The sequence below is a fragment of the Streptomyces cylindrosporus genome (genome assembly GCF_022698165.1).
In the GTDB taxonomy this organism is placed as follows: domain Bacteria; phylum Actinomycetota; class Actinomycetes; order Streptomycetales; family Streptomycetaceae; genus Streptomyces; species Streptomyces cylindrosporus.
This window is the reverse complement of record NZ_JALDAY010000001.1, coordinates 577,386-601,857: the sequence shown is the minus strand read 5'-3', so window position 1 is coordinate 601,857 and position 24,472 is coordinate 577,386. Positions and strand designations below refer to the sequence as shown.

Genomic DNA, 24,472 nt, shown 5'->3' with positions numbered 1-24,472 from the left:
AGCCGGTCTCAGACGTTCACGCCGAAGTCCTGGGCGATGCCGCGCAGGCCCGAGGCGTAGCCCTGGCCGATGGCCCGGAACTTCCACTCCGCGCCGTGCCGGTACAGCTCGCCGAAGACCATGGCGGTCTCCGTCGAGGCGTCCTCGCTCAGGTCGTAGCGTGCGATCTCGGTGCCGCCGGCCTGGTTGACCACGCGGATGAACGCGTTGCGGACCTGGCCGAAGGACTGCTGGCGGTTCTCGGCGTCGTAGATCGAGACCGGGAAGACGATCTTCTCGATGTCGGCCGGGACGCCCGCGAGGTTGACCTTGATGACCTCGTCGTCGCCCTCGCCCTCACCGGTGAGGTTGTCGCCGGTGTGCTCGACCGAGCCGTCGGGGCTCTTGAGGTTGTTGAAGAAGACGAAGTTCTGGTCGTTGCTGACCTTGCCGGACGAGTCCAGCAGCAGGGCGCTGGCGTCCAGGTCGAAGTCGGTGCCGGTCGTCGTGCGGACGTCCCAGCCGAGACCGACGAGCACCGCGGTCAGGCCCGGGGCCTCCTTGGTCAGCGATACGTTGCCGCCCTTGCTGAGGCTGACTCCCACGAGTCCTCCATTGGGTTCAGGGGCGGGGAGCCCCGCCGTGCTTCTGATACCGGATCAACGATTCGATCCTAGTGACGGGTTCCCGGCCCACGCAGGCCCTGGGGGCCAACAATCACAGGGTGTCGAGGGCCTTCACGTACTCGTTCAGGTCACGGGCGTCCGGCAGCGCGTTGACGACGGTCCAGCGCACCACGCCCTCCTTGTCGATGACGAAGGTGCCGCGCACCGCGCAGCCCTTGTCCTCGGCGAAGACGCCGTAGGCGCGGGAGACCTCGCCGTGCGGCCAGAAGTCGCTGAGCAGCGGGTACTCGAGGCCCTCCTGCTCGGCGAAGACGCGCAGGGTGTGGATGGAGTCGTTGGAGACGGCGAGCACCTGGGTGTCGCGGTCGGAGAACTGCGGCAGGTTGTCGCGCACCTCGCACAGCTCGCCGGTGCACACACCGGTGAAGGCGAAGGGATAGAAGAGCAGGACCACGTTCTTGCTGCCACGGAACTCGGAGAGCTTCACGGTGGCGCCGTGGTTGTCCTTGAGCTCGAAGTCGGGGGCCTTTTCGCCGACCTGGATCGCCATCGCGGATACGTCCCTTTCGGTGGGGCTGTTCGGGTGGTGGGACCAACCCTACGCAGCGATCACCGAAGGCCGGCGGACGGGCCGGGCACACCGCCCGGCCCGTCCGGCGAGGCTACTTCTTGGACTTGGCCGCCTTGGGCGTCACCAGCCGGCTGCCGCTCCAGTCCTTGCCCACGCTGACGCTCTTGGAGGCGGACAGCCCCGCAGTCGTCGCGGCTTCGGAGATGTCGCTCGGCTCGACGTATCCGTCACGTCCGGTCTTCGGCGTGAGGAGCAGGATCGACCCGCCTTCCTCGATGTACGTGGTGGCGTCCACCAGCGCATCGGTCAGGTCACCGTCGTCGTCGCGGAACCAGAGCACCACGGCATCGGCGACGTCGTCGTAGTCCTCGTCCACCAGGTCACTGCCGATGACTTCCTCAATGGCCTCGCGGAGTTCCTGGTCTACGTCGTCGTCGTAGCCGATCTCCTGGACCACCTGCTCGGGCTGGAACCCCAGCCTCACGGCAGGGCTCGTCTCCGCGTGGTCCGCGGTCGCGCTCACGGGTTGCCTCCTGATCTTGTCTTTGGGTATGTCTCAGCCACGCGCGTGCGCGAAGCATTGGCCGTAGTCCACACGGGCGGGGCGGATCGCGCAAGTACCCGGCCGTTCAGACCGCCGAAACGGTGACGTTCCTGGCCGTGTCACCGCAACTCCAGGCACGCCGCCAGAGCCGCACGTGACCTACACCACACCTTTCTGCCCCCTTTGCGGCATTGGGAACCCGGAGGAGCTGACGTAGGTCTCGGTTACCTCTCAGTAGAGATGACGTTTGCTTCCCCGAGGTACACGATGGGGAACGGTGCAGGCATACCGAAAAGCAGCTCGAAGCAGAGTTCGTAGCAGGCTCACAGCAGCCCTCTGACAGGTAAGGAACAGCGTGGCTTCCGGATCCGATCGCAACCCGATCATCATTGGCGGCCTTCCGAGTCAGGTTCCTGACTTCGATCCCGAGGAGACCCAGGAGTGGCTCGACTCCCTTGACGCCGCCGTCGACGAGCGGGGCCGTGAGCGGGCCCGCTATCTGATGCTGCGGCTGATCGAGCGGGCCCGCGAGAAGCGTGTGGCCGTGCCCGAGATGCGCAGCACGGACTATGTGAACACGATCCCGACCAAGGCCGAGCCGTTCTTCCCGGGCAACGAGGAGATCGAGCGCAAGGTCCTGAACGCGACCCGCTGGAACGCCGCGGTGATGGTCTCCCGCGCCCAGCGCCCCGGCATCGGCGTCGGCGGCCACATCGCCACCTTCGCCTCCTCCGCGTCCCTCTACGACGTGGGCTTCAACCACTTCTTCCGGGGCAAGGACGACGGTCTCGGCGGCGACCAGGTCTTCTTCCAGGGCCACGCCTCCCCGGGCATCTACGCGCGCGCGTTCCTGCTGGACCGCCTCACCGAGGAGAACCTCGACGGCTTCCGCCAGGAGAAGTCGAAGGCCCCGCACGGACTGTCCAGCTACCCGCACCCGCGCTCGATGCCGGACTTCTGGGAGTTCCCGACCGTGTCCATGGGCCTCGGCCCGATCGGCGCGATCTACCAGGCGCGGATGAACCGCTACATGCACGCGCGCGGGATCGCCGACACGAGCAAGTCGCATGTGTGGGCGTTCCTCGGCGACGGCGAGATGGACGAGCCTGAGTCGCTCGGCCAGCTGACCATCGCCGCCCGTGAGGGCCTGGACAACCTGACCTTCGTCGTCAACTGCAACCTGCAGCGCCTGGACGGCCCGGTGCGCGGCAACGGCAAGGTCATCCAGGAGCTGGAGTCGGTCTTCCGCGGCGCCGGCTGGAACGTGATCAAGCTGATCTGGGACCGCTCCTGGGACCCGCTGCTGGCCCAGGACCGCGACGGCATCCTGGTCAACCGGATGAACACGACGCCGGACGGCCAGTACCAGACGTACGCCACCGAGTCCGGCGCGTACATCCGCGAGCACTTCTTCGGCGACGACCAGCGGCTGCGCGCGATGGTCGAGAACATGACCGACGACCAGATCCTGCACCTGGGGCGCGGCGGTCACGACCACCGGAAGATCTACGCGGCGTTCAAGGCGGCCACCGAGCACACCGGCCAGCCGACCGTCATCCTGGCCAAGACGATCAAGGGCTGGACGCTGGGCCCGAACTTCGAGGGCCGCAACGCCACGCACCAGATGAAGAAGCTGACGGTCGACGACCTCAAGGGCTTCCGCGACCGGCTGCACCTGCCGATCTCCGACAAGGAACTGGAGAGCGGGCTTCCGCCGTACTACCACCCGGGGCGGAACTCCGAGGAGATCCAGTACATGCACGACATGCGCAAGGGTCTGGGCGGTTACGTCCCGACCCGCGTCGTGCGCTCCAAGCCGCTGCCGCTGCCGGACGACAAGACGTACGCGACCGTGAAGAAGGGCTCGGGCCACCAGTCCATCGCGACGACCATGGCCTTTGTCCGGCTCCTCAAGGACCTCATGCGGGACAAGGAGATCGGCAAGCGGTTCGTGCTGATCGCGCCGGACGAGTACCGCACGTTCGGCATGGACTCCTTCTTCCCGAGCGCGAAGATCTACAACCCGCTCGGCCAGCAGTACGAGTCCGTCGACCGCGACCTGCTGCTCGCGTACAAGGAGTCGCCGACCGGGCAGATGCTGCACGACGGCATCTCCGAGGCGGGCTGCACCGCCTCCCTCATCGCGGCGGGTTCGGCGTACGCGACGCACGGCGAGCCGCTCATCCCGGTGTACGTCTTCTACTCGATGTTCGGTTTCCAGCGCACCGGCGACCAGTTCTGGCAGATGTCGGACCAGCTCGCGCGCGGTTTCGTACTGGGTGCGACCGCGGGACGTACGACCCTGACCGGTGAGGGTCTCCAGCACGCCGACGGCCACTCGCAGCTGCTTGCCTCGACCAACCCGGGCTGTGTGGCGTACGACCCGGCGTACTCGTACGAGATCGCGTACATCGTGCAGGACGGTCTGCGGCGGATGTACGGCGGCGACGCCGAGCACCCGCACGGCGAGGACGTCTTCTACTACCTGACCGTCTACAACGAGCCGATCCAGCACCCGGCGGAGCCGGCGAACGTCGACGTCGAGGGCATCGTCAAGGGCATCCACCGGCTCGCCGAGGGCACCTCGGGCTCGGTCCCGGCGCAGATCATCGCGTCCGGTGTCGCGGTGCCGTGGGCGATCGAGGCGCAGAAGATCCTCGCCGAGGACTGGAACGTCAAGGCGGACGTCTGGTCGGCGACCTCCTGGAACGAGCTGCGGCGCGACGCGGTGGCCGTGGAGGAGCACAACCTGCTGCATCCGGAGGAGGAGCAGCGGGTGCCGTACGTGACGCGGAAACTGTCGGGTGCGCAGGGCCCGTTCGTGGCGGTGTCCGACTGGATGCGGGCGGTGCCGGACCAGATCGCGCGCTGGGTGCCGGGGACGTACCAGTCGCTGGGCGCGGACGGGTTCGGGTTCGCGGACACGCGGGGTGCGGCGCGGCGGTTCTTCCACATCGACGCCCAGTCGATCGTGGTGGCCGTGCTGACCGAGCTGGCGAAGGAAGGGAAGGTGGACCGCTCGGCGCTGAAGCAGGCGATCGACCGGTACCAGCTGCTGGACGTGTCGGCCGCGGATCCTGGGGCGGCCGGCGGAGACGCGTAACCGCCGACCTTCACCCGTTCCTTACGATGCGGGCATGAAGCAACAAACGGCTCAGGGGCGTTGGGAGCAGCTCACCCAACGCCCCTTGCTGGCGCTCGCGGTGGCCTTCGCCGTCGCGTACGCCGTGCCGATCGTGGACAACTCCGCGGGTCACCGGCTGACGTACGCGTGCACGGTGGTGGAGTGGGTGGTGTGGGCGACCTTCGCCACCGACTACGTGGTGCGGGTGGGGCTGGCCCGGCGCCGCAAGGAGTTCGTCCGTACGCACTGGATGGATCTGTGCGCGGTGGTGCTGCCGATCCTCCAGCCGCTGCGGCTGCTGCGGATGGTCTCCACGCTCATACTCGTGGGCCGACGCGCCCGCATGGCCTCGCAGATCCAGCTGACGACGTATGTCGCGGGGGCCGTCGTCGGACTGCTGATGTTCGGCTCGCTGGCCGTGCTGTCGGCCGAACGCGACTCCCCGGACGGGAACATCCGCACGCTGGGTGACGCGCTGTGGTGGTCCTTCACGACGATGACCACGGTGGGATACGGCGACCACGCGCCGACCACCGGTCTGGGCCGGATGGTCGCGGTCGGGCTGATGCTCTCCGGGATCGCGCTGCTCGGTGTGATCACCGCGAACATCGCCGCCTGGTTCATCGCGCGGTTCGAGAAGGACGACGTCGAGGAGCGCCGTCAGACGGAGGCCATCGAGGCACTGACCGCGGAGGTACGGGCGCTTCGGGCCGAGGTCGCCGAGTTGCGCGAGGTGTCGGGCAGGACCTGAGTCAGAACTGCCACAGGAGCGCCGCGACGGTGTCGATCACTCCCAGGACCAGGGCGATGAGGGCCGGCACCGGGCGGGCTCCCGCCCAACGGCGTCCCATGGCCAGCCAGCCGCAGACGATCGCCACCGGGCCCAGAATGATGCCCAGTACGAAGAGGCCCGCGACCGCGCAAACGGCTCCGACGATGCCAAGGGTGGCGCGATCCTGCCCTGTCCGTGACCACGTCCGGCCACGTGACCGGGGGTGCCTGCGCGTTCCGTGTCCGAAGCCCGCCATCATCAACTCCCTGGTCCCCGGGGTGTGTTCGGGGTGCTGAGAGTGCGGGTACCCCGCGTGCGCGGCTCAATCACCGGGCTCGCGGCGCGCTGTCCCCCTCCGGCAGCGCGCCGCAGCGCCGGTCCGCCCTCTCCGGAGGGCATGACCCACTGTGACCTGCGGCGCGTGCCGGGAGCGAGCGATCTTTAGCCTCTTCACCCTGATAGGCGAAGTCCCTGAAATTCCCGGGGAATTCGAGGGCACGGAGGTGACCGGTCCGGCGGCTCAGATGTGGCCGACGCCCGCGCCCGCCTCCGCGTTGGCGCCGCGCTTGGTGAGCAGGGCGACGAAGACGGCCACCACCGCGACACCGCAGGCGACGAGGGAGGCGAGGCTCATGCCGGAGATGAAGGTGTCGTGCGCGACGTCCGTGATCTTCGCGGCGATCGCCTCCGGCGTGCCCTTGGCGACCGGCGCGACACCGACCTGGACCGCCTCGGAGGCCTGGTCCAGCTGGGCCGGGGTGAGCGCCGGCAGGCCCGCGTCCTTCCAGTTGCCCGCGAGGTCGCCGTCCACCTTGGAGGCCATGACGGCGCCCAGCACCGCCGTACCGAGGCTGCCGCCGATCTGCATCGCCGCCTGCTGGAGGCCGCCGGCGACACCGGAGAGCTCCATCGGCGCGTTGCCGACGATGACCTCGGTGGCGCCGACCATGACCGGCGCGAGGCCGAGGCCGAGCAGGGCGAACCAGAGGGACATGACCGCGCTGCCGGTGTCCGTGTCCAGCGTGGACATGCCGTACATGGCGATCGCGGTGGCCGCCATGCCGCCGGCCAGCGGGATGCGCGGGCCGAGCTTGGTGATCGCGGCGCCCGCGAGCGGGGAGCCGACGATCATCATCCCGGTGAGCGGGAGCAGATGGAGACCGGCGTCGATCGGCTTCATACCGTGCACGTTCTGCAGGTAGAACGTCACGAAGAACAGGCCGCCCATGAACGCGATGGCCATCAGGACCATCAGCACCACACCCGCGGACAGCGGGACCGAGCGGAACAGGCCGAGCGGGATCAGCGGCTCCCTGACCTTCGTCTCCCAGAAGGAGAAGAGGGCGAAGCCGAGGACCGAGGCGCCCAGGAACGCCCAGGTCTTGCCGTCGCCCCAGCCCCAGGTGGGGGCCTTGATCAGGGCCCAGACCAGGCAGAACATCGCGGCGGAGAGCAGGGCTATGCCGAGGACGTCGAAGGAGCGCGGCGCGTTCTCGGCGCGGTGGTCGAGCAGGATCAGCAGGCCCAGGAGCAGGGCGATCGCGCCGACGGGGACGTTGATGAAGAACACCGACTGCCAGTTGACGTGCTCGACGAGCACGCCGCCGAGGATCGGGCCGCCCGCGGTGGAGGCGCCGATGACCATGCCCCAGATGCCGATGGCCATGTTCAGCTTCTCGGCCGGGAAGGTGGCCCGCAGCAGGCCGAGCGCGGCCGGCATCAGCAGGGCGCCGAACAGGCCCTGCAGCACGCGGAAGGTGACGACCGCGGCGATGGAACTGGACAGCCCGATCGCGCCCGAGGCGGCGGCGAAGCCGGTCACGCCGATCAGGAAGGTCTGGCGGTGGCCGAAGCGGTCGCCGAGCTTACCCGCGGTGATCAGGGAGACCGCGAGGGCCAGGAAGTAGCCGTTGGTGATCCACTGGACGTCGGCGAAGCTCGCCTTGAGGTCCTTCTGGATGGCCGGGTTGGCGATGGCCACGATGGTGCCGTCGAGGGCCACCATCATGACGCCCACGGCGACGGTTATGAGGGTGAACCAGGGATGGCCGCGCAGCCCGGAGGACGGCGACCCGTCCGACGGGGCCTCCGGCGCCTTGCCGCCCCCCGACCCCGTCGTGTCGATGGTCTGACTAGTCATGCGATCGAGGCTAATGTCAGCCGCTGACAGTTGACAAACCAATTCATGAGGCAGTGACTGACGTCTATGGAAACGCTGCGCGAACGCAAGAAACAGCGCACCCGGGACGCCCTGCTGAGGGCCGCGGTCGAGCTGTTCACCACGCGCGGGTACGAACAGACGACCGTCGACGACATCGCCGAGGCCGTCGAGGTCTCGCAGCGCACCTTCTTCCGCCATTTCGCCGGCAAGGAGGAGGCCGCGCTCGCCCTGCAGGAGCTGGTGGTGGCGCGGTTCGTCGAGGCGGTGCGCGCGCGGCCGGCCGCGGAGGCGCCCCTGGAGGCGCTGCGGCAGGCGGTCCTGCAGGGCTGGGAGACCCTCAACGAGGTGATCGAGTCCGTCGTACCGGTGGAGACGTATCTGCGTATGTACCGGGTGGTCGAGTCGACGCCGGTGCTGCTCGCGGCTCATCTGCGGCGCGACATGGAGACCGAGGACACCCTCGCGCGCGTACTCGCCGAGCGGGAGGGCCTGGACGTGGACGCCGATCCGCGGCCGCGGCTGGCGGTGGCGGTGTTCGGCGGGGTGATGCGGGTGACCGAGCGGGCGTGGAGCACGGGCGAGGACTTCAGCCTGGAGGCGATGCGCGAGCTGACGATCTCGTACCTCGAACAGGTGGGTCCCGCACTCACGGAGAGCTGGCGGACACGCTGAGACATACTGAGGTCATCGCCACGTTTATCGAAACGTGATACGCGTCACTCGGCTCACGCGAGACCCGCTCGTTCTCCTAGTGTGTCCTCCCAGTGACTTCCTTCGACACCTCCCCGCAACTGAACGTCTGGCGCGCGCTGCTCGCTCTGGCCGTCGTCTTCGTGATGCTGGCGACCACCGGCTGGACGGCTCTGCGCACCCACCGGAGCAGCACTCCGCTGCAGGCCTCGGTCTCCTCCTGGGACCATGGCCGCCTGCACGGGCACCGGCTGCCGGACGCCGACGCGACCCCCGCGCGTCTGTCCCGTTTCTTCGCCTCGCTCACCGCTCAGGAGCGCGCCGAGCTCACCCGCCGCTACCCGCTCGCGGTCGGCAACATGAACGGCGCCCCGGTCGCCCTGCGCTACCGGGCCAACAAGCTCGCGCTCGCCGCGCAGCGCAAGGTCGAGCTCAAGCGCATGCACGATCCGCGCCTGTCGCCCTCCGGGCAGCAGGAGGCGGGCCGCCGTATGCACCGCTACGAGTCCCTGATGCACGAGGGGCGGCACATCCTCGCCTTCGACCCCGAGGGCACGGGCCGGGTCGCCGAGGTGTTCGGCAGCCTGCAGCACGCCGAGCGCGTGTCGGTGATCGTGCCCGGCGTCGACACCGACCTGCTCACCTTCCAGAAGACCAACCGCCAGTACACGGCACCGGTCGGCATGGCCAAGTCGCTGTACGCGGCCGAGAAGGCGGCGAGCCCCTCGACCCGTACGGCCGTGATCGCCTGGGCCGACTACACGGCTCCGGCCGGCCTCGGCATCGACTCGGCGACCGCGATGCGCGCGGAGGACGGGGCGGTCCGGCTGAACGCGCTGCTGCGCGCCCTTCCCGGCAAGGCGCCCGTCTCCCTCTTCTGCCACAGCTACGGCTCCGTGGTGTGCGGGGTCGCCGCGCACTCGCTGCCGGGACGGGTGGCCGACATAGCGGTGGCCGCCAGCCCCGGCATGCGGGTGTCCAAGGCCGCGAGCCTGCACACCGGCGCGCGGGTGTGGGCGATGCGGGACGCCACGGACTGGATCCAGGACGTGCCGTACATGGAGGTCGGCGGGCTCGGCCACGGCGCGGATCCGGTGTCGCGCGCCTTCGGGGCGCGGGTGCTGTCCGCGGAGGGAGCGAAGGGACACGCGGGCTATTTCGAGCCCGGCACGGCGAGTCTGCTGAACTTCGCGGACATCGGTGTTGGCGCGTACCAATCGGTCGTGTGTCAGCGCGAGGATCAGGTGTGCCGCGCGGGTTTGTCCGGCGCGGCCACGGCGGGACGCGCGTAGCGCCGCAGGAACTGCGGTCTGCGCGGGGTGGCGACGAAGGAGCGGGTCACGCATACGATGAGCCGCATGGGTGACGTACTGGCCGGATTTCATGCCGCCTGGGAGTTCGAGTCCGACTCCGTGCTCATCCGTTACGAACGAGGCCTGCGAACACCCAGGCTCTTCCAGGCACTTGGTGAGCGTCGTGTTCCGCTTGAGGCGATCTCGGGGGTGACGCTGGCCCCGGGCAAGCGCGGCACGGTCGTGCTGCGGGCCGAACTGCGCGCCGGCGCCGATCCGTTGCTGGAGGCGGCGGCGGGGCAGCTGAAGGAAGGGTGCGATCCGTACCGGCTGGTGCTGCCGGCCGAGAAGGAGACGCTGGCCGAGTACTACGCCGACGAGCTGAAGTCGCTGCTGAGCGACGGCTCGGCTCCGGCGGACGGTTTCCTGGTGAGCGCGCCCGAGGCGCCGCGGCAGTTCAAGGCGTACGACGCGAAGGCGTCCTTCGACGGGAAGACCGTGGCCTTCCGGTGGTTCTGGACGGGGGCGTCGTCGGAGAAGTGGAAGGCCGGGGACCAGAGCTTCCCGGTCGCGGAGCTGGCGGGGGTGGAGTGGCGCTCGCCGGAGTTCTTCGAGGGCCATCTGCGGCTGGTCCGGCGGAACGGGGACGCACAGCCCGCCCAGCCCGACCAGGATCCGGCCGCGGTGGTGTTCGGGCTGGGGTACGGGCCGGTGCACGAGTCGCTGCCGTTCGCGGCGGCGGTGTTGCAGGCGGTACGCAGCAGTGGGCCTGCGGCGGCGGTGTCGGCCGGTGCGCCGCGGCGCGATCCGGCCGACATCGCCGAGCGCATCCGCCACCTGGGAGAACTGCACCAGGCGGGCCTCGTCACGGACGAGGAGTTCTCCGTGAAGAAGGCGGAGCTGCTCGCGGAGCTCTGAACTACTCGCGGCCTGCCGAGGAGAACCGCATGTCGGCGTAGCGATCGCCCGCCACCTTCGATGCGATCGGCTCCAGGGCCGCCAGTTCCTCCTCCGTCAGTACGATCCTCGCCGCCGCCGTGTTCTCCTCCACCCGGGTCGGCTTGCGGGTGCCCGGGATCGGGACGACCGGGAGGCCGTGGACCGTCGCCTGCTGCTGGACCCAGGCCAGGGCGATCTGGCCCAGGGACGCGCCGTGGGCCTCGGCCACCGTGCGGATGGGGTCGAGGAGGGTCAGGTTCGCGGCCGCGTTCTCGCCGGTGAAGCGGGGCTGATGGCGGCGGAAGTCGCCGGCGCCGAGATCCGTTTCGGCGTTGGCGAAGGACCCGGTGAGGAAGCCGCGCCCGAGCGGGGAGTACGGCACCAGGGCCACGCCCAGCTCACGCGCGGCTGGCACCACCCGCGCCTCGATGTCCCGGCTGAACAGCGACCACTCCGACTGCACGGCGGCGATCGGGTGCACGCCCTGCGCGGCCCGCAGCTCGTCCGCGGTGACCTCGCTGAGCCCGAGGTGCTTGACCTTGCCCTCGCGGACCAGCTCGGCCATCACGCCGACGGTCTGCTCGATCGGCACGTTCACATCGCGCCGGTGCATGTAGTAGAGGTCGATCACGTCGACGTCGAGGCGCTTGAGGCTCCCCTCGACGGCCTGGCGGATGTACTGCGGGTCGTTGCGGATGATCCGCCGGGTCGGCTCACCGGGCGGGATCATCAGGGCGAACTTGGTCGCGATCACGACCTCGTCGCGGTGGGCCTTGAAGAACGGGGCGAGGAACCTCTCGTTCTCCCCGTCGCCGTAGGCGTCCGCCGTGTCGTACAGCGTGACGCCGAGCTCCAGGGCCCGCTCCAGGGTGGCCCGGGACTCCTTCTCGTCCGAGGGGCCGTACACGGCGAAGTTCATGCCCATGCAGCCCAGGCCCTGGACGCCTACCTCGGGGCCGGTGTCGCCGAGTCGGGCGGTCGGGATGCCGCTGTCCGTCATCGGACCTTCTCCCCCTCATAGGCGCGGGCGCGCTCGGCGTCCGCGTAGAAGCTGATCTTCCGGTCGAGCACCGCGAGGGTGTCCTGCAGCTCGGCGATCCGCGCCAGGACGTCCCGGCGGGTCGCTTCGAGCAGCTCGAACCGCTGTCCGTACGTGTGGTCTCCCTCGCGCACCAGCTCGGCATAGCGCACCATGTCGGCGACCGGCATGCCGGTCAGCCGGAGCTTGCCGACGAGGTCCAGCCAGTCCAGGTCGCGGTTGCTGTAGCGGCGCTGACCTGTGTGCGAGCGGTCCACGTGCGGCATGAGCCCGATCCGCTCGTACCAGCGGAGGGTGTGCGCGGTCAGCCCGGTGAAGGCGACGACCTCGCTGATCGTGTAGCTGTCCTGGCCTTCCGGGCGCCGGTGGGGGTGGGGCGGGGCACCGCAGGCGTCGGTCCTGGTGGGGGTGGTCTCCATCACCGTCATGCCCCCAACGCTATGGCCTTGGAGTGCACTCCAAGCAAGCGGAACCCCAAGAAATCAGCACAGCGGAAATCAACACGACATCGCGCGGTGGGGGTCGCTAGCGTGCGGGACATGAGTCTCGTACGACGTGCCGTGCCGGAGGACGCGCCCGAGGTACTGCGGCTGCGCCAGGTGATGATCGACTCGATGCCGGGGTCCGACGGTTCCACAGGATGGCACGCGGAGTCGCTGCCCGTCCTGCGGGAGCGGCTGGGCGAGGCGGACGGGGACTTCGCGGCGTTCGTGGTGGACCATCCGGAACGGCCGGGGGTGCTCGGGGCCCTGGTGGTGGGGACGGTCGACTACCGGATCGGCAAGGCGGGCAACCCGCGCGGGCTCGCCGGATACGTCTTCAGCGTCGCGACCGACCCGGAGGCGCGGCGGCGCGGGTACGCACGGGCGTGCATGGAGGAGTTGCTCATCTGGTTCCGCGAGCGCGGCGCCGGCCAGGTGATGCTCACGGCATCCGCGGAGGCCGAGCCGCTCTACGCGTCCCTCGGCTTCGCCCACAAGCCGGACCCCACGATGATTCTGAAGCTCTGAGCCGCATAGGCTCGACGGCATGTCGCTGAAGAGCCTCGCGCTGATCGAGAACTGGCCGGTTCCCACCGCCGCGGCGGGCGTGGTGCGCGCCGACGGCACGGTCCTGGGCACCCACGGCCCGGCGGACCACCGCTTCCCGCTGGCCTCGGTGACCAAGCCGCTCGCCGCGTACGCCGCGCTCGTCGCGTACGAGGAGGGGGCGATCGAACTCGACGAGCCGGCCGGCCCGCCGGGGTCGACGGTGCGCCACCTGCTGGCCCACACGTCCGGCCTGGCCTTCGACGAACACAAGGTGACGGCTCCGCCCGGCCAGCGCCGGCTGTACTCCAACGCCGGGTTCGAGCAGCTCGGCGACCACATCGCGAAGGCGACGGACATCCCCTTCGCCGAATACCTGCGGCAGGCCGTGCTGGCGCCGCTGGGCATGACGTCCACATCGCTGGAGGGCTCCCCGGCGAAGGACGGCGTCTCGACGGTGGCCGACCTGCTGCGCTTCGCGGCGGAGGTCCAGCAGCCACGCCTGCTGGACCCACGGACGGTCGCCGCCGCGATGACGGTCCAGTACCCCGGCACGAAGGGCGTGCTGCCGGGCTACGGCCACCAGAACCCCAACGACTGGGGCCTCGGCTTCGAGATCCGCGACTCCAAGTCCCCCCACTGGACGGGCGGTTCGTCCTCCCCCCGCACCTTCGGCCACTTCGGCCAGTCAGGCACGTTCCTGTGGCTCGACCCGGACACCGGACTGGCCTGCACAGCCCTCACGAACCGCGCCTTCGGGCCGTGGGCGATCGAGGCGTGGCCGACGTTCACGGACGCGGTGCTGGCCGAGATCGGCTAGACCGCGGCCATCTCCCACACCAGCACCTCCGCCGCCGTCACCCCCACCGCCTCCAGATCCTTCGCGTCCGTGATCCTCGCCGCGTCGCCCGGGCCCAACTCCCAGCCCTCCAGCCGGACTTCGCCGCGCACCACATGGACGTACACGTACGCCCCGTCCGGTACCGCCGTTCGCTCGCCCGGTGTCAGGCGGCGTACGTGGAGCATCGCTCCCGCCTCCGGGACCGCGTACGGGGTGGAGTCCGCGATGCCGTGGACTATCTCGTACGACGGGTCGCCGCCCGGCTTCAGCGGGGCCAGCCACATCTGGACGAAGGTCAAGGGGGTGTCCGCGTCGTTGCGTTCGACGTGGCGGACGCCCGCCGCGGAGCTCAGGCGCTGGACGTCGCCCGGGCGGACCGTCGTCTCGTGGCCGGCCGAGTCACGGTGCGTGAGCTCGCCCTCCACCACCCACGTCACGATCTCCGTATGGCTGTGCGGATGCTCGTCGAACCCCGCGCCCGGCGCGAGCCGCTCCTCGTTGCAGGCGATCACCGCGCCGAAGCGGAGATTGTCCGGGTCGTAGTGCGGACCGAAGGAGAAGGCGTGGTACGAGTCGATGCCTGCCGCGGGGTCGCCACCCCGGTAGCGCTCAGCGGCGCGCCGTACGTCCATCACGTACCCCACGGTAGCGGTGCCCCGGCTACGCACACTCCCGTCCGGATAAGGCAGTCTTGTCCCCGTGCCCGAACCCGAAGCCAGCAAGCGCGAAGCCGTACCGTCCGCCGCCCATCCGCACTCCGCGACCCTGAAGCGGCTGGAGAAGTCCTCGGGGTCCCTCGCCGCGCAGGCCATCGCGCGCATGGACGAGTCGCTGCCGTGGTACCGGGCCATGCCCCCGGAGAACCGTTCCTGGATCGGGCTGGTGGCCCAGGCGGGTATCGCCGCCTTCACCGAGTGGTTCCGGCACCCCGACGCCCCGCAGGCCATCTCCACGGACGTGTTCGGGACCGCGCCGCGCGAGCTGACCCGGGCCATCACGCTCCGGCAGACCGTCGAGATGGTGCGCACCACCATCGAGGTCATGGAGAGCGCCATCGACGAGGTGGCGGCACCGGGTGACGAGCGGGTGCTGCGGGAGGCGCTGCTCGTCTACGCCCGTGAGATCGCCTTCGCCACCGCACAGGTCTACGCCCAGGCCGCCGAGGCACGCGGTGCCTGGGACGCGCGGCTGGAGTCGCTGGTCGTCAACGCCGTGCTCAGCGGGGAGGCCGACGAGGGGGCCGTGAGCAGGGCGGCCGCCCTCGGGTGGAACGCGCCCGAGCATGTGTGTGTCGTGCTGGGGACGGCTCCCGACGGGGACTCCGAGCTGACGGTCGAAGCCATTCGGCGCGCTGCCCGGCACGCCAAGCTGCAGGTGCTCACCGGTGTGCTCGGGGACCGGCTCGTCGTCATCGCCGGTGGCAGCGACAATCCCATCGGCGTCGCCAAGTCGCTGATCGGGCCTTATGCCGCCGGGCCGGTGGTCGCCGGGCCCGTCGTACCGGATCTGCTCGCCGCCACCCGGTCCGCGCAGGCCGCCGCCGCCGGGCTCAAGGCCTGTTCCGCCTGGCAGGACGCCCCGCGGCCGGTTCTGGCGGACGACCTGCTTCCGGAACGTGCCATCGCCGGGGATCCGAGCGCGCGCGAGCAGTTGGTGGAGGAGATCTACAGACCGCTGGAGGAAGCCGGGTCCGCGCTTCTGGAGACGCTCTCCGTCTATCTCGAACAGGCGAGCAGTCTGGAGGGCGCGGCCCGGATGCTCTTCGTCCATCCCAACACCGTGCGCTACCGGCTTCGACGTGTGACTGACGTCACCGGCTGGTCGCCTTCCGATGTACGTTCGGCGTTCACGTTGCGGATCGCGCTGATCCTGGGGCGTCTGGCCGATGGGGATCTCCCCGCCTAGGCTTTTGTCGGGGGTCCACAAAACCCCCTCGTGTTCTTCGTCCCTGTCCCCACGGGCGGCCGTGGCCGTCCCCAAGAGAGAGTGTGAGAGTGCTCGTACTCGTCGCTCCCGGCCAGGGCGCCCAGACGCCCGGCTTCCTGACTCCCTGGCTCGACCTCCCCGGTGCCGCCGACCGCGTCGCCGCCTGGTCGGACGCCATCGGACTGGACCTCGCCCACTACGGCACGCAGGCCGACGCGGACGCGATCCGCGACACCGCGGTGGCCCAGCCGCTCCTGGTCGCGGCCGGAATCCTCTCCGCCGCGGCACTCGGTGACATTGCGCCCGGCGCCGTCGCCGGCCACTCCGTCGGTGAGATCACCGCCGCCGCCTTCGCCGGTGTCCTCGACGACACCGCCGCGCTCACCCTCGTACGCAGGCGCGGTCTGGCGATGGCCGAGGCCGCCGCGATCACCGAGACCGGCATGTCGGCGCTGCTGGGCGGCGACCCCGAGGTCTCCGTCGCGCACCTGGAGAAGCTCGGGCTCACTCCGGCGAACGTGAACGGCGCGGGCCAGATCGTCGCCGCGGGCACCCTGGAGCAGCTCGCCGCGCTGAACGAGGACAAGCCCGAGGGCGTCCGCAAGGTGGTCCCGCTGAAGGTCGCCGGCGCCTTCCACACGCACCACATGGCTCCCGCGGTCGACGCGCTGGCCGAGGCCGCCAAGGAGCTCGTGCCCGCTGACCCGAAGGTCACCTACGTCTCCAACAAGGACGGGAAGGCCGTCGCCGTCGGCGCCGAGATCGTGGAGCGCCTGGTCGGCCAGGTCGCCAACCCGGTCCGCTGGGACCTGTGCATGGAGACCTTCAAGGAACTCGGCGCGACCGCGATCGTCGAGGTCTCCCCCGGCGGCACCCTGGTCGGCCTCGCCAAGCGCGCACTGCCCGGCGTGAAGACCCTCGCGCTCAAGACCCCCGACGACCTCGACGCGGCCCGCGCGCTCATCGCCGAGCACGCAGCAGCCTGACGCCTAAGGAGCCGTACGAACATGTCGAAGATCAAGCCCAGCAAGGGCGCCCCGTACGCGCGCATCATGGGTGTCGGCGGCTACCGTCCGACCCGGGTCGTGCCGAACGAGGTGATCCTCGAGACGATCGACTCCTCCGACGAGTGGATCCGTTCGCGCTCCGGCATCGAGACCCGGCACTGGGCGTCCCCCGAGGAGACCGTGGCCGCGATGTCGATCGAGGCGTCCGGCAAGGCGATCGCCGACGCCGGCATCTCCGCCGAGCAGATCGGCGGCGTGATCGTCTCGACCGTCTCGCACTTCAAGCAGACCCCGGCCGTCGCGACCGAGATCGCCGACAAGCTGGGCACGGACAAGGCCGCCGCGTTCGACATCTCGGCGGGCTGCGCGGGCTTCGGCTACGGCCTCACGCTCGCCAAGGGCATGATCGTCGAGGGCTCCGCGGAGTACGTCCTCGTCATCGGCGTCGAGCGGCTGTCCGACCTCACCGACCTGGAGGACCGGGCCACCGCCTTCCTGTTCGGCGACGGCGCGGGCGCGGTCGTGGTCGGCCCCGCCAAGGAGCCGGCGATCGGCCCGACGGTCTGGGGTTCCGAGGGCGACAAGTCGGAGACCATCAAGCAGACCGTGCCGTGGACCGAGTACGACAGCTCCACGGGCAAGTTCCCTGCGATCACGCAGGAGGGCCAGGCGGTGTTCCGCTGGGCCGTGTTCGAGATGGCGAAGGTCGCCCAGCAGGCGCTGGACGCGGCCGGGATCACCGCGAACGACCTGGACGTCTTCATCCCCCACCAGGCCAACGAGCGGATCATCGACTCGATGGTGAAGACGCTGAAACTGCCGGAGCACGTCACGGTCGCGCGCGATGTGCGCACCACCGGCAACACCTCGGCCGCCTCGATTCCGCTCGCGATGGAGCGGCTTCTGGCGACCGGTGAGGCGAAGAGCGGCGACACCGCGCTCGTCATCGGATTCGGGGCGGGTCTCGTCTACGCCGCCACTGTCGTTACCCTCCCCTAGGCACTCCGTGCCGGACCGACCGGTCCGATGCGGGAAGCACTGCCAACCCTCTGGATAAAAACGAAGGAGCGCCACCATGGCCGCCACTCAGGAAGAGATCGTCGCCGGTCTCGCCGACATCGTGAACGAGATCGCCGGCATCCCGGTTGAGGACGTCCAGCTGGACAAGTCCTTCACCGACGACCTGGACGTCGACTCGCTGTCCATGGTCGAGGTCGTCGTCGCCGCCGAAGAGCGTTTCGACGTCAAGATCCCCGACGAGGACGTCAAGAACCTCAAGACTGTCGGCGACGCGACCGACTACATCCTCAAGCACCAGGCCTGAGTCACCCTCTAGGCCCCGGTCGCCTGGCCCCGCCACCCGGCGGTGGCGCCGCTTCATCCCCGTAATTGGAGAAAGAATTCCCGTGAGCCCGACCAATCGCACCGTGGTCGTCACCGGTATCGGCGCAACCACACCGCTGGGTGGCGACGCAGCCTCTACCTGGGAGGGTCTGATCGCCGGCAAGTCCGGTGTGAAGCCCCTGGAGCAGGAGTGGGCCGCCGAGCAGGCGGTCCGTATCGCCGCGCCGGTCGCCGTGGAGCCCACCGAGGTCATCCCGCGTCCGCAGGCCCGCCGTCTGGACCGCTCGGCGCAGTTCGCGCTGGTCGCGGCCCAGGAGGCATGGAAGGACGCCGGCTTCGAGGGCAAGGCCGGCGAGGACCACAACATCGACCCCGACCGGCTCGGCGCGGTCATCGCCTCCGGCATCGGTGGCGTGACGACGCTGCTGGACCAGTACGACGTGCTGAAGGAGAAGGGCGTCCGCCGCGTCTCCCCGCACACCGTCCCCATGCTGATGCCGAACGGCCCCTCGGCCAACGTGGGCCTGCTCGTGGGCGCCCGCGCGGGCGTGCACACGCCGGTCTCCGCGTGCGCCTCCGGCGCCGAGGCCATCGGCTACGCCATCGAGATGATCCGCACGGGCCGCGCCGACGTCGTCGTCGCCGGTGGCACCGAGGCGGCCATCCACCCGCTTCCCATCGCCGCGTTCGGCAACATGATGGCGATGTCCAAGAACAACGAGAACCCCGAGGGTGCCTCGCGTCCGTACGACACCGCCCGGGACGGCTTCGTCCTCGGCGAGGGCGCCGGCGTGATCGTCCTGGAGTCCGCGGAGCACGCCGCCAAGCGCGGTGCCCGGGTGTACGCCGAGGCGGTCGGGCAGGGCATCTCCGCCGACAGCCACGACATCGTGCAGCCGGAGCCGGAGGGGCGGGGCATCGCCGCCGCGCTGCAGCACCTGCTGGAGCGCACCGACCTGGACCCGGCGGAGATCGTGCACGTCAACGCGCACGCGACGTCGACGCCGGCCGGTGACATCGCCGAGCTGAAGGCGCTGCGCAAGGTGTTCGGCGACGACGCGGACCACATGGCGGTGTCCGCGACCAAGTCGATGACCGGTCACCTCCTCGGTGGCGCGGGCGGCATCGAGACGGTCGCGACCGTGCTCGCCCTGTACCACCGGGTGGCGCCGCCGACCATCAACGTCGAGAACCTCGACCCGGAGGCGGAGGCCAACGCCGACGTCGTCCGCGGCGAGGCCCGCAAGCTGCCCGTGGAGGGCCGCATCGCCGCGCTGAACGACTCGTTCGGCTTCGGCGGCCACAACGTGGTGCTGGCGTTCCGGACGGTCTGAGCATCGCTCGTACGCAACTGAAGGGCCCCCACCGGCTGGTGGGGGCCCTTCAGCATGTACGGGAACTTCAGACCACCTGATGCAGCCAGCGCACCGGCGCGCCCTCGCCCGCGTACCTGAACGGCTCCAACTCGTCGTCCCACGGCTTGCCGAGGAGCTTGGCGATTTCCGCCTCCAGGTCCGTCTCGTCGCGCTGGGAGCGGGTGAGCGCCGCCCTGAGCCTGTCCTCCGGGATGAGGATGTCGCCGTGGATGCCCGTCACCGCGTGGAAGATGCCGAGGTCGGGGGTGCAGCTGTAGCGCTCGCCCTCGGCCGTGGGGCAGGGCTCGGCCGTGACCTCGAAGCGGAGGAGGTGCCAGCCGCGCAGGGCGGACGCGAGTTTGGAGGCCGTACCGGCCTCGCCCTTCCAGGAGAACTCCGAGCGCCAGGTGCCGGGCGCGGCCGGCTGCCGGATCCAGTCGAGGTTGACGCGCGTGCCGAGCACTCCGGCGACGGCCCACTCGACGTGCGGGCACAGCGCGCGCGGAGCGGAGTGCACGTACAGAACTCCACGTGTCGTCACCGGGACCTCCGGGCAGAGCAGGACGATCTTGCGAACTGGCGGACGGTGTGGCCGGGCAGCCACGTTGATGGCGAGGCTACCGTGCGGCGGCGCAAGGAGTGTGACGTACCGTCGGTCCCGATGCGCCGAAACGCCCGCCATTCACCCGGCAGGACGCTTGTACGGGTGTGAACCGTTGCACGGTCCGGGGATGGTGTGTGGATCGGGAACCCTCGCGCGTTGTTATGTGGGGGGACGTCTGTGTACGTCCATGTGCGCCGACCGAGGGGATCAGCAGCGGATGCGAAAGCCTGGGGCTTTGCTCGCGAGCGTCGCGGCGGCGGCCGTGCTGGGCGGTGCCGTCGGCTGTGACGCCGTCGGCGGGAACTCCGCCGGGCCGACCGGGGCCAAGGCGCACAGGGAGAAGCCGGCGGCACCGGCGTGGGACGCGAGCCCGGCGTCGATCGCCGCCGTCGGGGACTCCATCACCCGCGGTTTCGACGCGTGCACGGTGCTGTCGGACTGCCCGGAGGTGTCCTGGGCGACCGGCAGCAGCACGAAGGTCGACTCCCTCGCCGTGCGCCTGCTGGGGAAGGCGCGGGCGGCCGAGGCCAGCTGGAACTACGCGGTGACCGGGGCGCGGATGGCCGATCTGCCCGCGCAGATGGCGCAGGCGGTGGCGAAGAAGCCGCAGTTGGTGACGGTGATGGTGGGGGCGAACGACGCCTGCCGGTCATCCACCTCGGCGATGACCTCGGTGGCCGAGTTCCGTACCGACTTCGAGGACGCGCTGGGCACCCTGCGCGAGAAGCTGCCGAAGGCGCAGGTGTACGTGGCGAGCGTGCCGAACCTGAAGCGGCTGTGGTCGCAGGGGCGGACCAATCCGCTGGGCAAGCAGGTGTGGAAGCTCGGGATCTGCCCCTCGATGCTGGCCGACGCGGACGCGCTGGACTCGGCGGCGACCCTGCGGCGGGACACCGTGCAGAAGCGGGTGGAGGCGTACAACGACGTGCTGAAGGAGGTGTGCGGCAAGGACCGGCGGTGCCGGTTCGACGGGGGCGCGGTGTACGAGTACCGGTTCGGGACGGACCAGTTGAGCCACTGGGACTGGTTCCACCCGAGCGTGAACGGTCAGGCGCGGCTCGCGGAGATCGCCTACCGCGCCGTCACGGCGAAGGAGTCGTGAGCCGGACAGGCCGGTGACCTAGAGTTCCGCTCATGAGCGAACACTTCGGCACACTTTCCGACGGCACCCAGGTGCACCGCTGGACCCTGGAGCGGGCCGGCGTACGGGTGCGGATCCTGTCGTACGGCGGCATCGTGCAGTCGGTGGAGTTCCCGGACCGCGACGGACGTACCGGGAACGTGGTGCTGGGGTTCGCCGACCTGGATTCCTATGTCGGCTGCCCGGGGCCGTACTTCGGCGCCCTGATCGGCCGGTACGCCAACCGGATCGCCGGCGGCCGGTTCCCGCTGGACGGGGTGACGTACGCCCTGGAGCCGAACAACGCGCCGAACTCCCTGCACGGCGGGGAGCGCGGCTTCGACAAGCGGGTGTGGGACGTGACGCCGGTGGCGGGCGGGGTGCGGCTGTCCCGGGTGAGCCCGCACGGGGAGGAGGGGTTCCCGGGGACGCTGGAGGTCTCGGCGACGTACACGCTCGACGACGCCGGTTCGTTGCGGATCGCGTACGAGGCGGTGACCGACGCGCCGACGATCGTGAACCTGACGAACCACTCGTACTGGAACCTCGGCGGCTCCGGCAGCGCGGGCGGCCATGAGCTGCGGCTCGACGCCTCGCGCTACACCCCGGTCGACGCGGACCTGATCCCGACCGGCGAGCTCGCGGAGGTGGCGGGGACGCGCTTCGACTTCCGGGAGGCGCGGAAGGTCGGGACGGGGTACGACCACAACTTCGTGCTGACCGGCGGGGTGACGCAGACCCCGCGCGAGGTGGCCGAGCTGTACGACCCGGCGTCCGGCCGCGTCCTGACCGTCACGACCACCGAGCCCGGCCTCCAGCTGTACACCGCCGACCACCTGCCCGCGCCCTTCGCCCCCGGCGACGGCGTGGCGCTGGAGACCCAGCACTTCCCGGACTCCCCGAACCACCCGGACTTCCCGACCACGGTGCTGCGGCCGGGCGGGGTGTTCCGCTCGGAGACGGTGTACGGCTTCACGACCCGCTAGCGGCTTCCCGGGAACGCACGAGCCCCGGCCCAGGGGTCAGGTCCCGGGCCGGGGCTGTTCGTGGGGAGGCTTGTCCCGGATCAGACGTTAATAGTCGCGGTGAGGCGGCGGTCCGTGATCGAGCGGCTGACCTGGATCTCGTACGAACCCTTCACAAACGACCAGCCGCGCGCGGCCTCGTCCCAGATCTCGAAGGCGCGCCGGGGCAGTTCGACGACGGCCTCGGCGCTCTCCCCCGGCCCGGCCGCCACGCTCGCGAACCCGGCGAGCCACCGCCGGGGCCGCCCGGCGTCGGCCTCGCCCGGCGCCAGGTACACCTGCACGACCTCCCGGCCCGCCCGCTCACCGGAGTTGCGCACGCGCACCCGGACCGTGGTGCCCTCGACCTCCGCCGACTCGTAGCTCCAGTCGGTGTAGCCGAGGCCGTGGCCGAAGGGGTACGAGGGGGTCCGGCCCTCCTTCTCCCAGGCGCGGTAGCCGATGAAGACGTCCTCGGTGTACGGGAGTTCGCCGTCGGCCGGGGTCACCTGGGTCACCGGGGCGTCGGCCAGGGAGCCCCAGGTGGTGGGCAGCCGGCCGCCCGGCTCGTGCGCGCCGGTGAGGACGTCGGCGAGGGCCGCGCCGCCCTCCTGGCCGGGGAACCAGCTGAGCAGCACGGCGGCGACCTCGTCCCGCCAGGGGAGTTCGACCGGGGAACCGGAGTTGACGACGACGACCGTGTTCGGGTTGGCGGCGGCGACCGCGCGGACCAGCTCGTCCTGGCGGCCGGGAAGGGTGAGGTCCTTGCGGTCGAAGCCCTCGGACTCGACGCGGTCGGTGGTGGCGACCACGACGACGGCCGTGTCGGCGGCGCGGGCGGCCTCGACGGCCTCGGCGATCAGCTCGTCCGGGTCGCGCTGCGGCTCCTGGTGGGCCAGGGCGAAGGCGACGACCTTGAAGGGGACCTCCTCGGGGAGCGCGTAGACGTAGGTGAGGGAGACCTCGACCGGCTCGCCCGCGGTGAGTTCGGCCTGGGCGCGGGGGACCGGGGAGCCGAAGAAGGCCTCGAAGGGGTCGCTGTCGTCGGCGGGGCGCTGGACGTCGTCGTAGTACGTGGTGCCCGCGACGGTGAGGGTGAAGTGGCCGGTGCCCTTGATGCCGAAGGTGTGCGGGCCGGTGTCGCGCGGGGTGAAGGTGCCGGTCAGCTCGACGGTGTGCAGGCGGTCGTGGGTGACGCCCTCGGGGAGGTCGCTGCCCATCCACTGGAGCTGGCCATTGGGGGCCGAGCCGGTGCCGAGGATGTTCCCGTCGGTGTCGCGGCAGACCGCCTTGAGGCTGAACCCCTTGTCGGCGACGGCGAGTTCGGTGTTCGGGTCGGCGCCGACGGCGTAGCTGAGGGTGCCTTCGGGGAGGGCGGCGGTGAGGCCGTCGAGCGGGGAGACGGTCCGGGACGGGAAGACGGTGGCGGAGCCGCCGCCGAGGACCCGGGCGTCGCGGGCGGCGGCGCCGATGAGGGCGACGGTGCCGGGCTTCAGGGGCAGGGCGCCGTTGTCGTTCTTCACGAGGACGAAGGCGCGGCGGGCGATCTCGCGGGCCAGGGCCTCGCCGTCGACGGCGGCGGGCGGTTCGGCGACGGCCGGTTCGGCGCCGTCGAGGGCGCCCACGCGGGCGGCGAGCCGCAGCACGTTGCGCACGGCCTCGTCGACGGTGGCCTCCTCGACCTCGCCGTCGCGGACGGCCCGGGCGAGGGCCTCGCCGTACACGGTCTGCGGGCCGGGCATGGCGACGTCGAGCCCGCCCTCGATGGCGCCGACCGTCGAGCGTCCGGCCATCCAGTCGGAGACGTTGTACCCGTCGAAGCCCCACTCGCCGCGCAGCACCTCGTTCACGAGGTACCGGTGCTCGGTCATCGTCGTGCCGTTGACGGTGTTGTAGGCGGTCATGACGCCCCAGGGGTGGGCGTTCTCGACGATGATCTCGAAGGGCCTCAAGTAGAGCTCGCGCAAGGCCCGTTCGCTGACCAGGTTGTTCACGGTGAAGCGGTCGGTCTCGGCGTCGTTGGCGACGAAGTGCTTGACGGTGGTGCCGACGCCGCCCTCCTGTACGCCCGTGACGTACCCGGCGCCGATGTGTCCCGTCAGGTACGGGTCCTCGCTGTAGGCCTCGAAGTGCCGTCCGCCGAGCGGTGAACGATGGAGATTGACGGTCGGCGCGAGCAGGACGTGCACGCCCTTGCGGCGGGCCTCCTGGGCGAGCAGGGTACCGGCGCGGCGGGCGAGCCCGGGGTCCCAGGTCGCGGCGAGGGCGGTCGGGGAGGGCAGGGCGATGGAGGGGTCGTCGGCGGTCCACCGGACGCCCCGGACGCCGATCGGGCCGTCGGACATGACGAGGGACTTCAGGCCGATCTCCGGCAGCTCGAGCAGCGACCACATGTCCTGACCGGCCAGCAGCCGGGTCTTCGCGTCCAGGTCCAGCTTGCCGAGGGCCGCCTCCACGGCGGCCTCGCGGGCCTGATCGGCCTGGTTTCCCGGGGTAGCCGCCATCG

24 protein-coding genes are annotated in these 24,472 nt (G+C 70.4%); 14 read left to right on the top strand and 10 right to left on the bottom strand.

Features of this window, described 5'->3' with window-relative positions; all coding sequences use genetic code 11:
- Positions 1-8 precede the first annotated feature (8 nt).
- From MQP27_RS02570 to MQP27_RS02560, 3 genes are all read right to left on the bottom strand, one after another.
- Positions 9-584: a TerD family protein gene (locus MQP27_RS02570; RefSeq protein ID WP_242760480.1), complete on the bottom strand. Its 576-nt coding sequence runs from the start codon at positions 582-584 to the stop codon at positions 9-11.
- Positions 585-696: 112 nt separating this feature from the next.
- Complete coding sequence (locus MQP27_RS02565) at positions 697-1,155, bottom strand: peroxiredoxin (RefSeq protein ID WP_242760478.1); 459 nt, start codon at positions 1,153-1,155, stop codon at positions 697-699.
- 112 nt (positions 1,156-1,267) lie between these two features.
- Positions 1,268-1,699 (bottom strand): DUF3052 domain-containing protein, encoded by a 432-nt coding sequence (locus tag MQP27_RS02560; RefSeq protein WP_133041255.1) that lies wholly within the window; start codon positions 1,697-1,699, stop codon positions 1,268-1,270.
- A 376-nt stretch (positions 1,700-2,075) separates the two neighbouring features.
- Here MQP27_RS02560 and aceE point away from each other — a divergent pair, with 376 nt between their 5' ends.
- Complete coding sequence (gene aceE / locus MQP27_RS02555; protein ID WP_242760477.1) at positions 2,076-4,823, top strand: pyruvate dehydrogenase (acetyl-transferring), homodimeric type; 2,748 nt, start codon at positions 2,076-2,078, stop codon at positions 4,821-4,823.
- A 34-nt stretch (positions 4,824-4,857) separates the two neighbouring features.
- Positions 4,858-5,595, top strand: a complete 738-nt coding sequence (locus MQP27_RS02550) for a potassium channel family protein (RefSeq protein ID WP_242760468.1) — start codon at positions 4,858-4,860, stop codon at positions 5,593-5,595.
- Position 5,596: 1 nt separating this feature from the next.
- Here MQP27_RS02550 and MQP27_RS02545 read toward each other — a convergent pair whose 3' ends face one another.
- The gene (locus MQP27_RS02545) at positions 5,597-5,875 is read right to left on the bottom strand and encodes a small hydrophobic protein (RefSeq protein WP_242760466.1); all 279 of its coding nucleotides are present in this window, start codon (positions 5,873-5,875) and stop codon (positions 5,597-5,599) included.
- Between the two features lie 261 nt (positions 5,876-6,136).
- Positions 6,137-7,756: an MFS transporter gene (locus MQP27_RS02540; protein WP_242760464.1), complete on the bottom strand. Its 1,620-nt coding sequence runs from the start codon at positions 7,754-7,756 to the stop codon at positions 6,137-6,139.
- A 66-nt stretch (positions 7,757-7,822) separates the two neighbouring features.
- Between MQP27_RS02540 and MQP27_RS02535 the strand changes: the two genes are divergently transcribed.
- From MQP27_RS02535 to MQP27_RS02525, 3 genes are all read left to right on the top strand, one after another.
- Positions 7,823-8,449: a TetR/AcrR family transcriptional regulator gene (locus MQP27_RS02535; RefSeq protein WP_242760450.1), complete on the top strand. Its 627-nt coding sequence runs from the start codon at positions 7,823-7,825 to the stop codon at positions 8,447-8,449.
- Positions 8,450-8,541: 92 nt separating this feature from the next.
- Positions 8,542-9,759, top strand: a complete 1,218-nt coding sequence (locus MQP27_RS02530; RefSeq protein ID WP_242760448.1) for an alpha/beta hydrolase — start codon at positions 8,542-8,544, stop codon at positions 9,757-9,759.
- 57 nt (positions 9,760-9,816) lie between these two features.
- Positions 9,817-10,677, top strand: a complete 861-nt coding sequence (locus MQP27_RS02525) for a DUF4429 domain-containing protein (protein ID WP_242760446.1) — start codon at positions 9,817-9,819, stop codon at positions 10,675-10,677.
- A gap of 1 nt (position 10,678) precedes the next feature.
- On the opposite strand, the gene MQP27_RS02520 is transcribed toward MQP27_RS02525, so the two are convergent.
- Both MQP27_RS02520 and MQP27_RS02515 read right to left on the bottom strand, forming a co-directional pair.
- On the bottom strand, positions 10,679-11,698 hold the full coding sequence (locus MQP27_RS02520) for an aldo/keto reductase (protein ID WP_242760444.1): 1,020 nt from the start codon (positions 11,696-11,698) through the stop codon (positions 10,679-10,681).
- The gene (locus MQP27_RS02515; protein ID WP_242760442.1) at positions 11,695-12,165 is read right to left on the bottom strand and encodes a MerR family transcriptional regulator; all 471 of its coding nucleotides are present in this window, start codon (positions 12,163-12,165) and stop codon (positions 11,695-11,697) included. Before MQP27_RS02515 ends, MQP27_RS02520 begins: the two co-directional genes overlap by 4 nt.
- 111 nt (positions 12,166-12,276) lie before the next feature.
- Here MQP27_RS02515 and MQP27_RS02510 point away from each other — a divergent pair, with 111 nt between their 5' ends.
- Positions 12,277-12,747: a GNAT family N-acetyltransferase gene (locus tag MQP27_RS02510; RefSeq protein ID WP_242760440.1), complete on the top strand. Its 471-nt coding sequence runs from the start codon at positions 12,277-12,279 to the stop codon at positions 12,745-12,747.
- Between the two features lie 19 nt (positions 12,748-12,766).
- The gene (locus MQP27_RS02505) at positions 12,767-13,585 is read left to right on the top strand and encodes a serine hydrolase domain-containing protein (RefSeq protein WP_242760438.1); all 819 of its coding nucleotides are present in this window, start codon (positions 12,767-12,769) and stop codon (positions 13,583-13,585) included.
- Here MQP27_RS02505 and MQP27_RS02500 read toward each other — a convergent pair.
- Complete coding sequence (locus MQP27_RS02500; RefSeq protein ID WP_242761358.1) at positions 13,582-14,238, bottom strand: pirin family protein; 657 nt, start codon at positions 14,236-14,238, stop codon at positions 13,582-13,584. The genes MQP27_RS02505 and MQP27_RS02500 overlap by 4 nt on opposite strands.
- Positions 14,239-14,305: 67 nt before the next feature.
- Between MQP27_RS02500 and MQP27_RS02495 the strand changes: the two genes are divergently transcribed.
- The 5 genes from MQP27_RS02495 to fabF all read left to right on the top strand — a co-directional run bounded on the left by MQP27_RS02495 (position 14,306) and on the right by fabF (position 19,217).
- Positions 14,306-15,511, top strand: coding sequence for a PucR family transcriptional regulator (locus MQP27_RS02495; protein ID WP_242760436.1), 1,206 nt, complete (start codon positions 14,306-14,308; stop codon positions 15,509-15,511).
- 89 nt (positions 15,512-15,600) lie between these two features.
- Positions 15,601-16,518, top strand: coding sequence for an ACP S-malonyltransferase (locus MQP27_RS02490; protein ID WP_242760434.1), 918 nt, complete (start codon positions 15,601-15,603; stop codon positions 16,516-16,518).
- Positions 16,519-16,539: 21 nt separating this feature from the next.
- Entirely contained in the window at positions 16,540-17,538 is a 999-nt protein-coding gene (locus MQP27_RS02485; protein WP_242760432.1) for a ketoacyl-ACP synthase III, read from the top strand.
- Positions 17,539-17,614: 76 nt separating this feature from the next.
- Complete coding sequence (locus MQP27_RS02480; protein WP_015660680.1) at positions 17,615-17,863, top strand: acyl carrier protein; 249 nt, start codon at positions 17,615-17,617, stop codon at positions 17,861-17,863.
- 82 nt (positions 17,864-17,945) lie between these two features.
- On the top strand, positions 17,946-19,217 hold the full coding sequence (gene fabF / locus MQP27_RS02475) for a beta-ketoacyl-ACP synthase II (RefSeq protein ID WP_242760430.1): 1,272 nt from the start codon (positions 17,946-17,948) through the stop codon (positions 19,215-19,217).
- Positions 19,218-19,284: 67 nt separating this feature from the next.
- Here the strand turns inward: fabF and MQP27_RS02470 are convergent, their stop codons facing one another.
- Positions 19,285-19,779 carry a DUF3145 domain-containing protein gene (locus MQP27_RS02470; RefSeq protein WP_242760406.1) on the bottom strand — a complete coding sequence of 165 codons (495 nt, stop codon included), beginning with the start codon at positions 19,777-19,779 and terminating at the stop codon, positions 19,285-19,287.
- Between the two features lie 280 nt (positions 19,780-20,059).
- Between MQP27_RS02470 and MQP27_RS02465 the strand changes: the two genes are divergently transcribed.
- Positions 20,060-20,944 carry an SGNH/GDSL hydrolase family protein gene (locus MQP27_RS02465; protein ID WP_242760398.1) on the top strand — a complete coding sequence of 295 codons (885 nt, stop codon included), beginning with the start codon at positions 20,060-20,062 and terminating at the stop codon, positions 20,942-20,944.
- A gap of 32 nt (positions 20,945-20,976) precedes the next feature.
- Positions 20,977-21,948 carry an aldose epimerase family protein gene (locus tag MQP27_RS02460; protein WP_242760396.1) on the top strand — a complete coding sequence of 324 codons (972 nt, stop codon included), beginning with the start codon at positions 20,977-20,979 and terminating at the stop codon, positions 21,946-21,948.
- A gap of 80 nt (positions 21,949-22,028) precedes the next feature.
- On the opposite strand, the gene MQP27_RS02455 is transcribed toward MQP27_RS02460, so the two are convergent.
- Positions 22,029-24,470 carry a beta-glucosidase family protein gene (locus MQP27_RS02455; protein WP_242760394.1) on the bottom strand — a complete coding sequence of 814 codons (2,442 nt, stop codon included), beginning with the start codon at positions 24,468-24,470 and terminating at the stop codon, positions 22,029-22,031.
- Positions 24,471-24,472 lie beyond the last annotated feature (2 nt).

What these genes read in the sequence shown, in the direction of transcription:
- MQP27_RS02545 (WP_242760466.1), bottom strand. Translation starts at nt 5,875, where the DNA reads ATGATGGCGGGCTTCGGACACGGAACGCGCAGGCACCCCCGGTCACGT.
- MQP27_RS02515 (WP_242760442.1), bottom strand. Translation starts at nt 12,165, where the DNA reads ATGACGGTGATGGAGACCACCCCCACCAGGACCGACGCCTGCGGTGCC.
- MQP27_RS02510 (WP_242760440.1), top strand. Translation starts at nt 12,277, where the DNA reads ATGAGTCTCGTACGACGTGCCGTGCCGGAGGACGCGCCCGAGGTACTG.
- MQP27_RS02455 (WP_242760394.1), bottom strand. Translation starts at nt 24,470, where the DNA reads ATGGCGGCTACCCCGGGAAACCAGGCCGATCAGGCCCGCGAGGCCGCC.
- MQP27_RS02460 (WP_242760396.1), top strand. Translation starts at nt 20,977, where the DNA reads ATGAGCGAACACTTCGGCACACTTTCCGACGGCACCCAGGTGCACCGC.
- MQP27_RS02565 (WP_242760478.1), bottom strand. Translation starts at nt 1,155, where the DNA reads ATGGCGATCCAGGTCGGCGAAAAGGCCCCCGACTTCGAGCTCAAGGAC.
- MQP27_RS02540 (WP_242760464.1), bottom strand. Translation starts at nt 7,756, where the DNA reads ATGACTAGTCAGACCATCGACACGACGGGGTCGGGGGGCGGCAAGGCG.
- MQP27_RS02550 (WP_242760468.1), top strand. Translation starts at nt 4,858, where the DNA reads ATGAAGCAACAAACGGCTCAGGGGCGTTGGGAGCAGCTCACCCAACGC.
- MQP27_RS02525 (WP_242760446.1), top strand. Translation starts at nt 9,817, where the DNA reads ATGAGCCGCATGGGTGACGTACTGGCCGGATTTCATGCCGCCTGGGAG.
- MQP27_RS02520 (WP_242760444.1), bottom strand. Translation starts at nt 11,698, where the DNA reads ATGACGGACAGCGGCATCCCGACCGCCCGACTCGGCGACACCGGCCCC.
- MQP27_RS02485 (WP_242760432.1), top strand. Translation starts at nt 16,540, where the DNA reads ATGTCGAAGATCAAGCCCAGCAAGGGCGCCCCGTACGCGCGCATCATG.
- MQP27_RS02465 (WP_242760398.1), top strand. Translation starts at nt 20,060, where the DNA reads ATGCGAAAGCCTGGGGCTTTGCTCGCGAGCGTCGCGGCGGCGGCCGTG.
- MQP27_RS02505 (WP_242760438.1), top strand. Translation starts at nt 12,767, where the DNA reads ATGTCGCTGAAGAGCCTCGCGCTGATCGAGAACTGGCCGGTTCCCACC.
- MQP27_RS02480 (WP_015660680.1), top strand. Translation starts at nt 17,615, where the DNA reads ATGGCCGCCACTCAGGAAGAGATCGTCGCCGGTCTCGCCGACATCGTG.
- MQP27_RS02500 (WP_242761358.1), bottom strand. Translation starts at nt 14,238, where the DNA reads ATGGACGTACGGCGCGCCGCTGAGCGCTACCGGGGTGGCGACCCCGCG.
- MQP27_RS02535 (WP_242760450.1), top strand. Translation starts at nt 7,823, where the DNA reads ATGGAAACGCTGCGCGAACGCAAGAAACAGCGCACCCGGGACGCCCTG.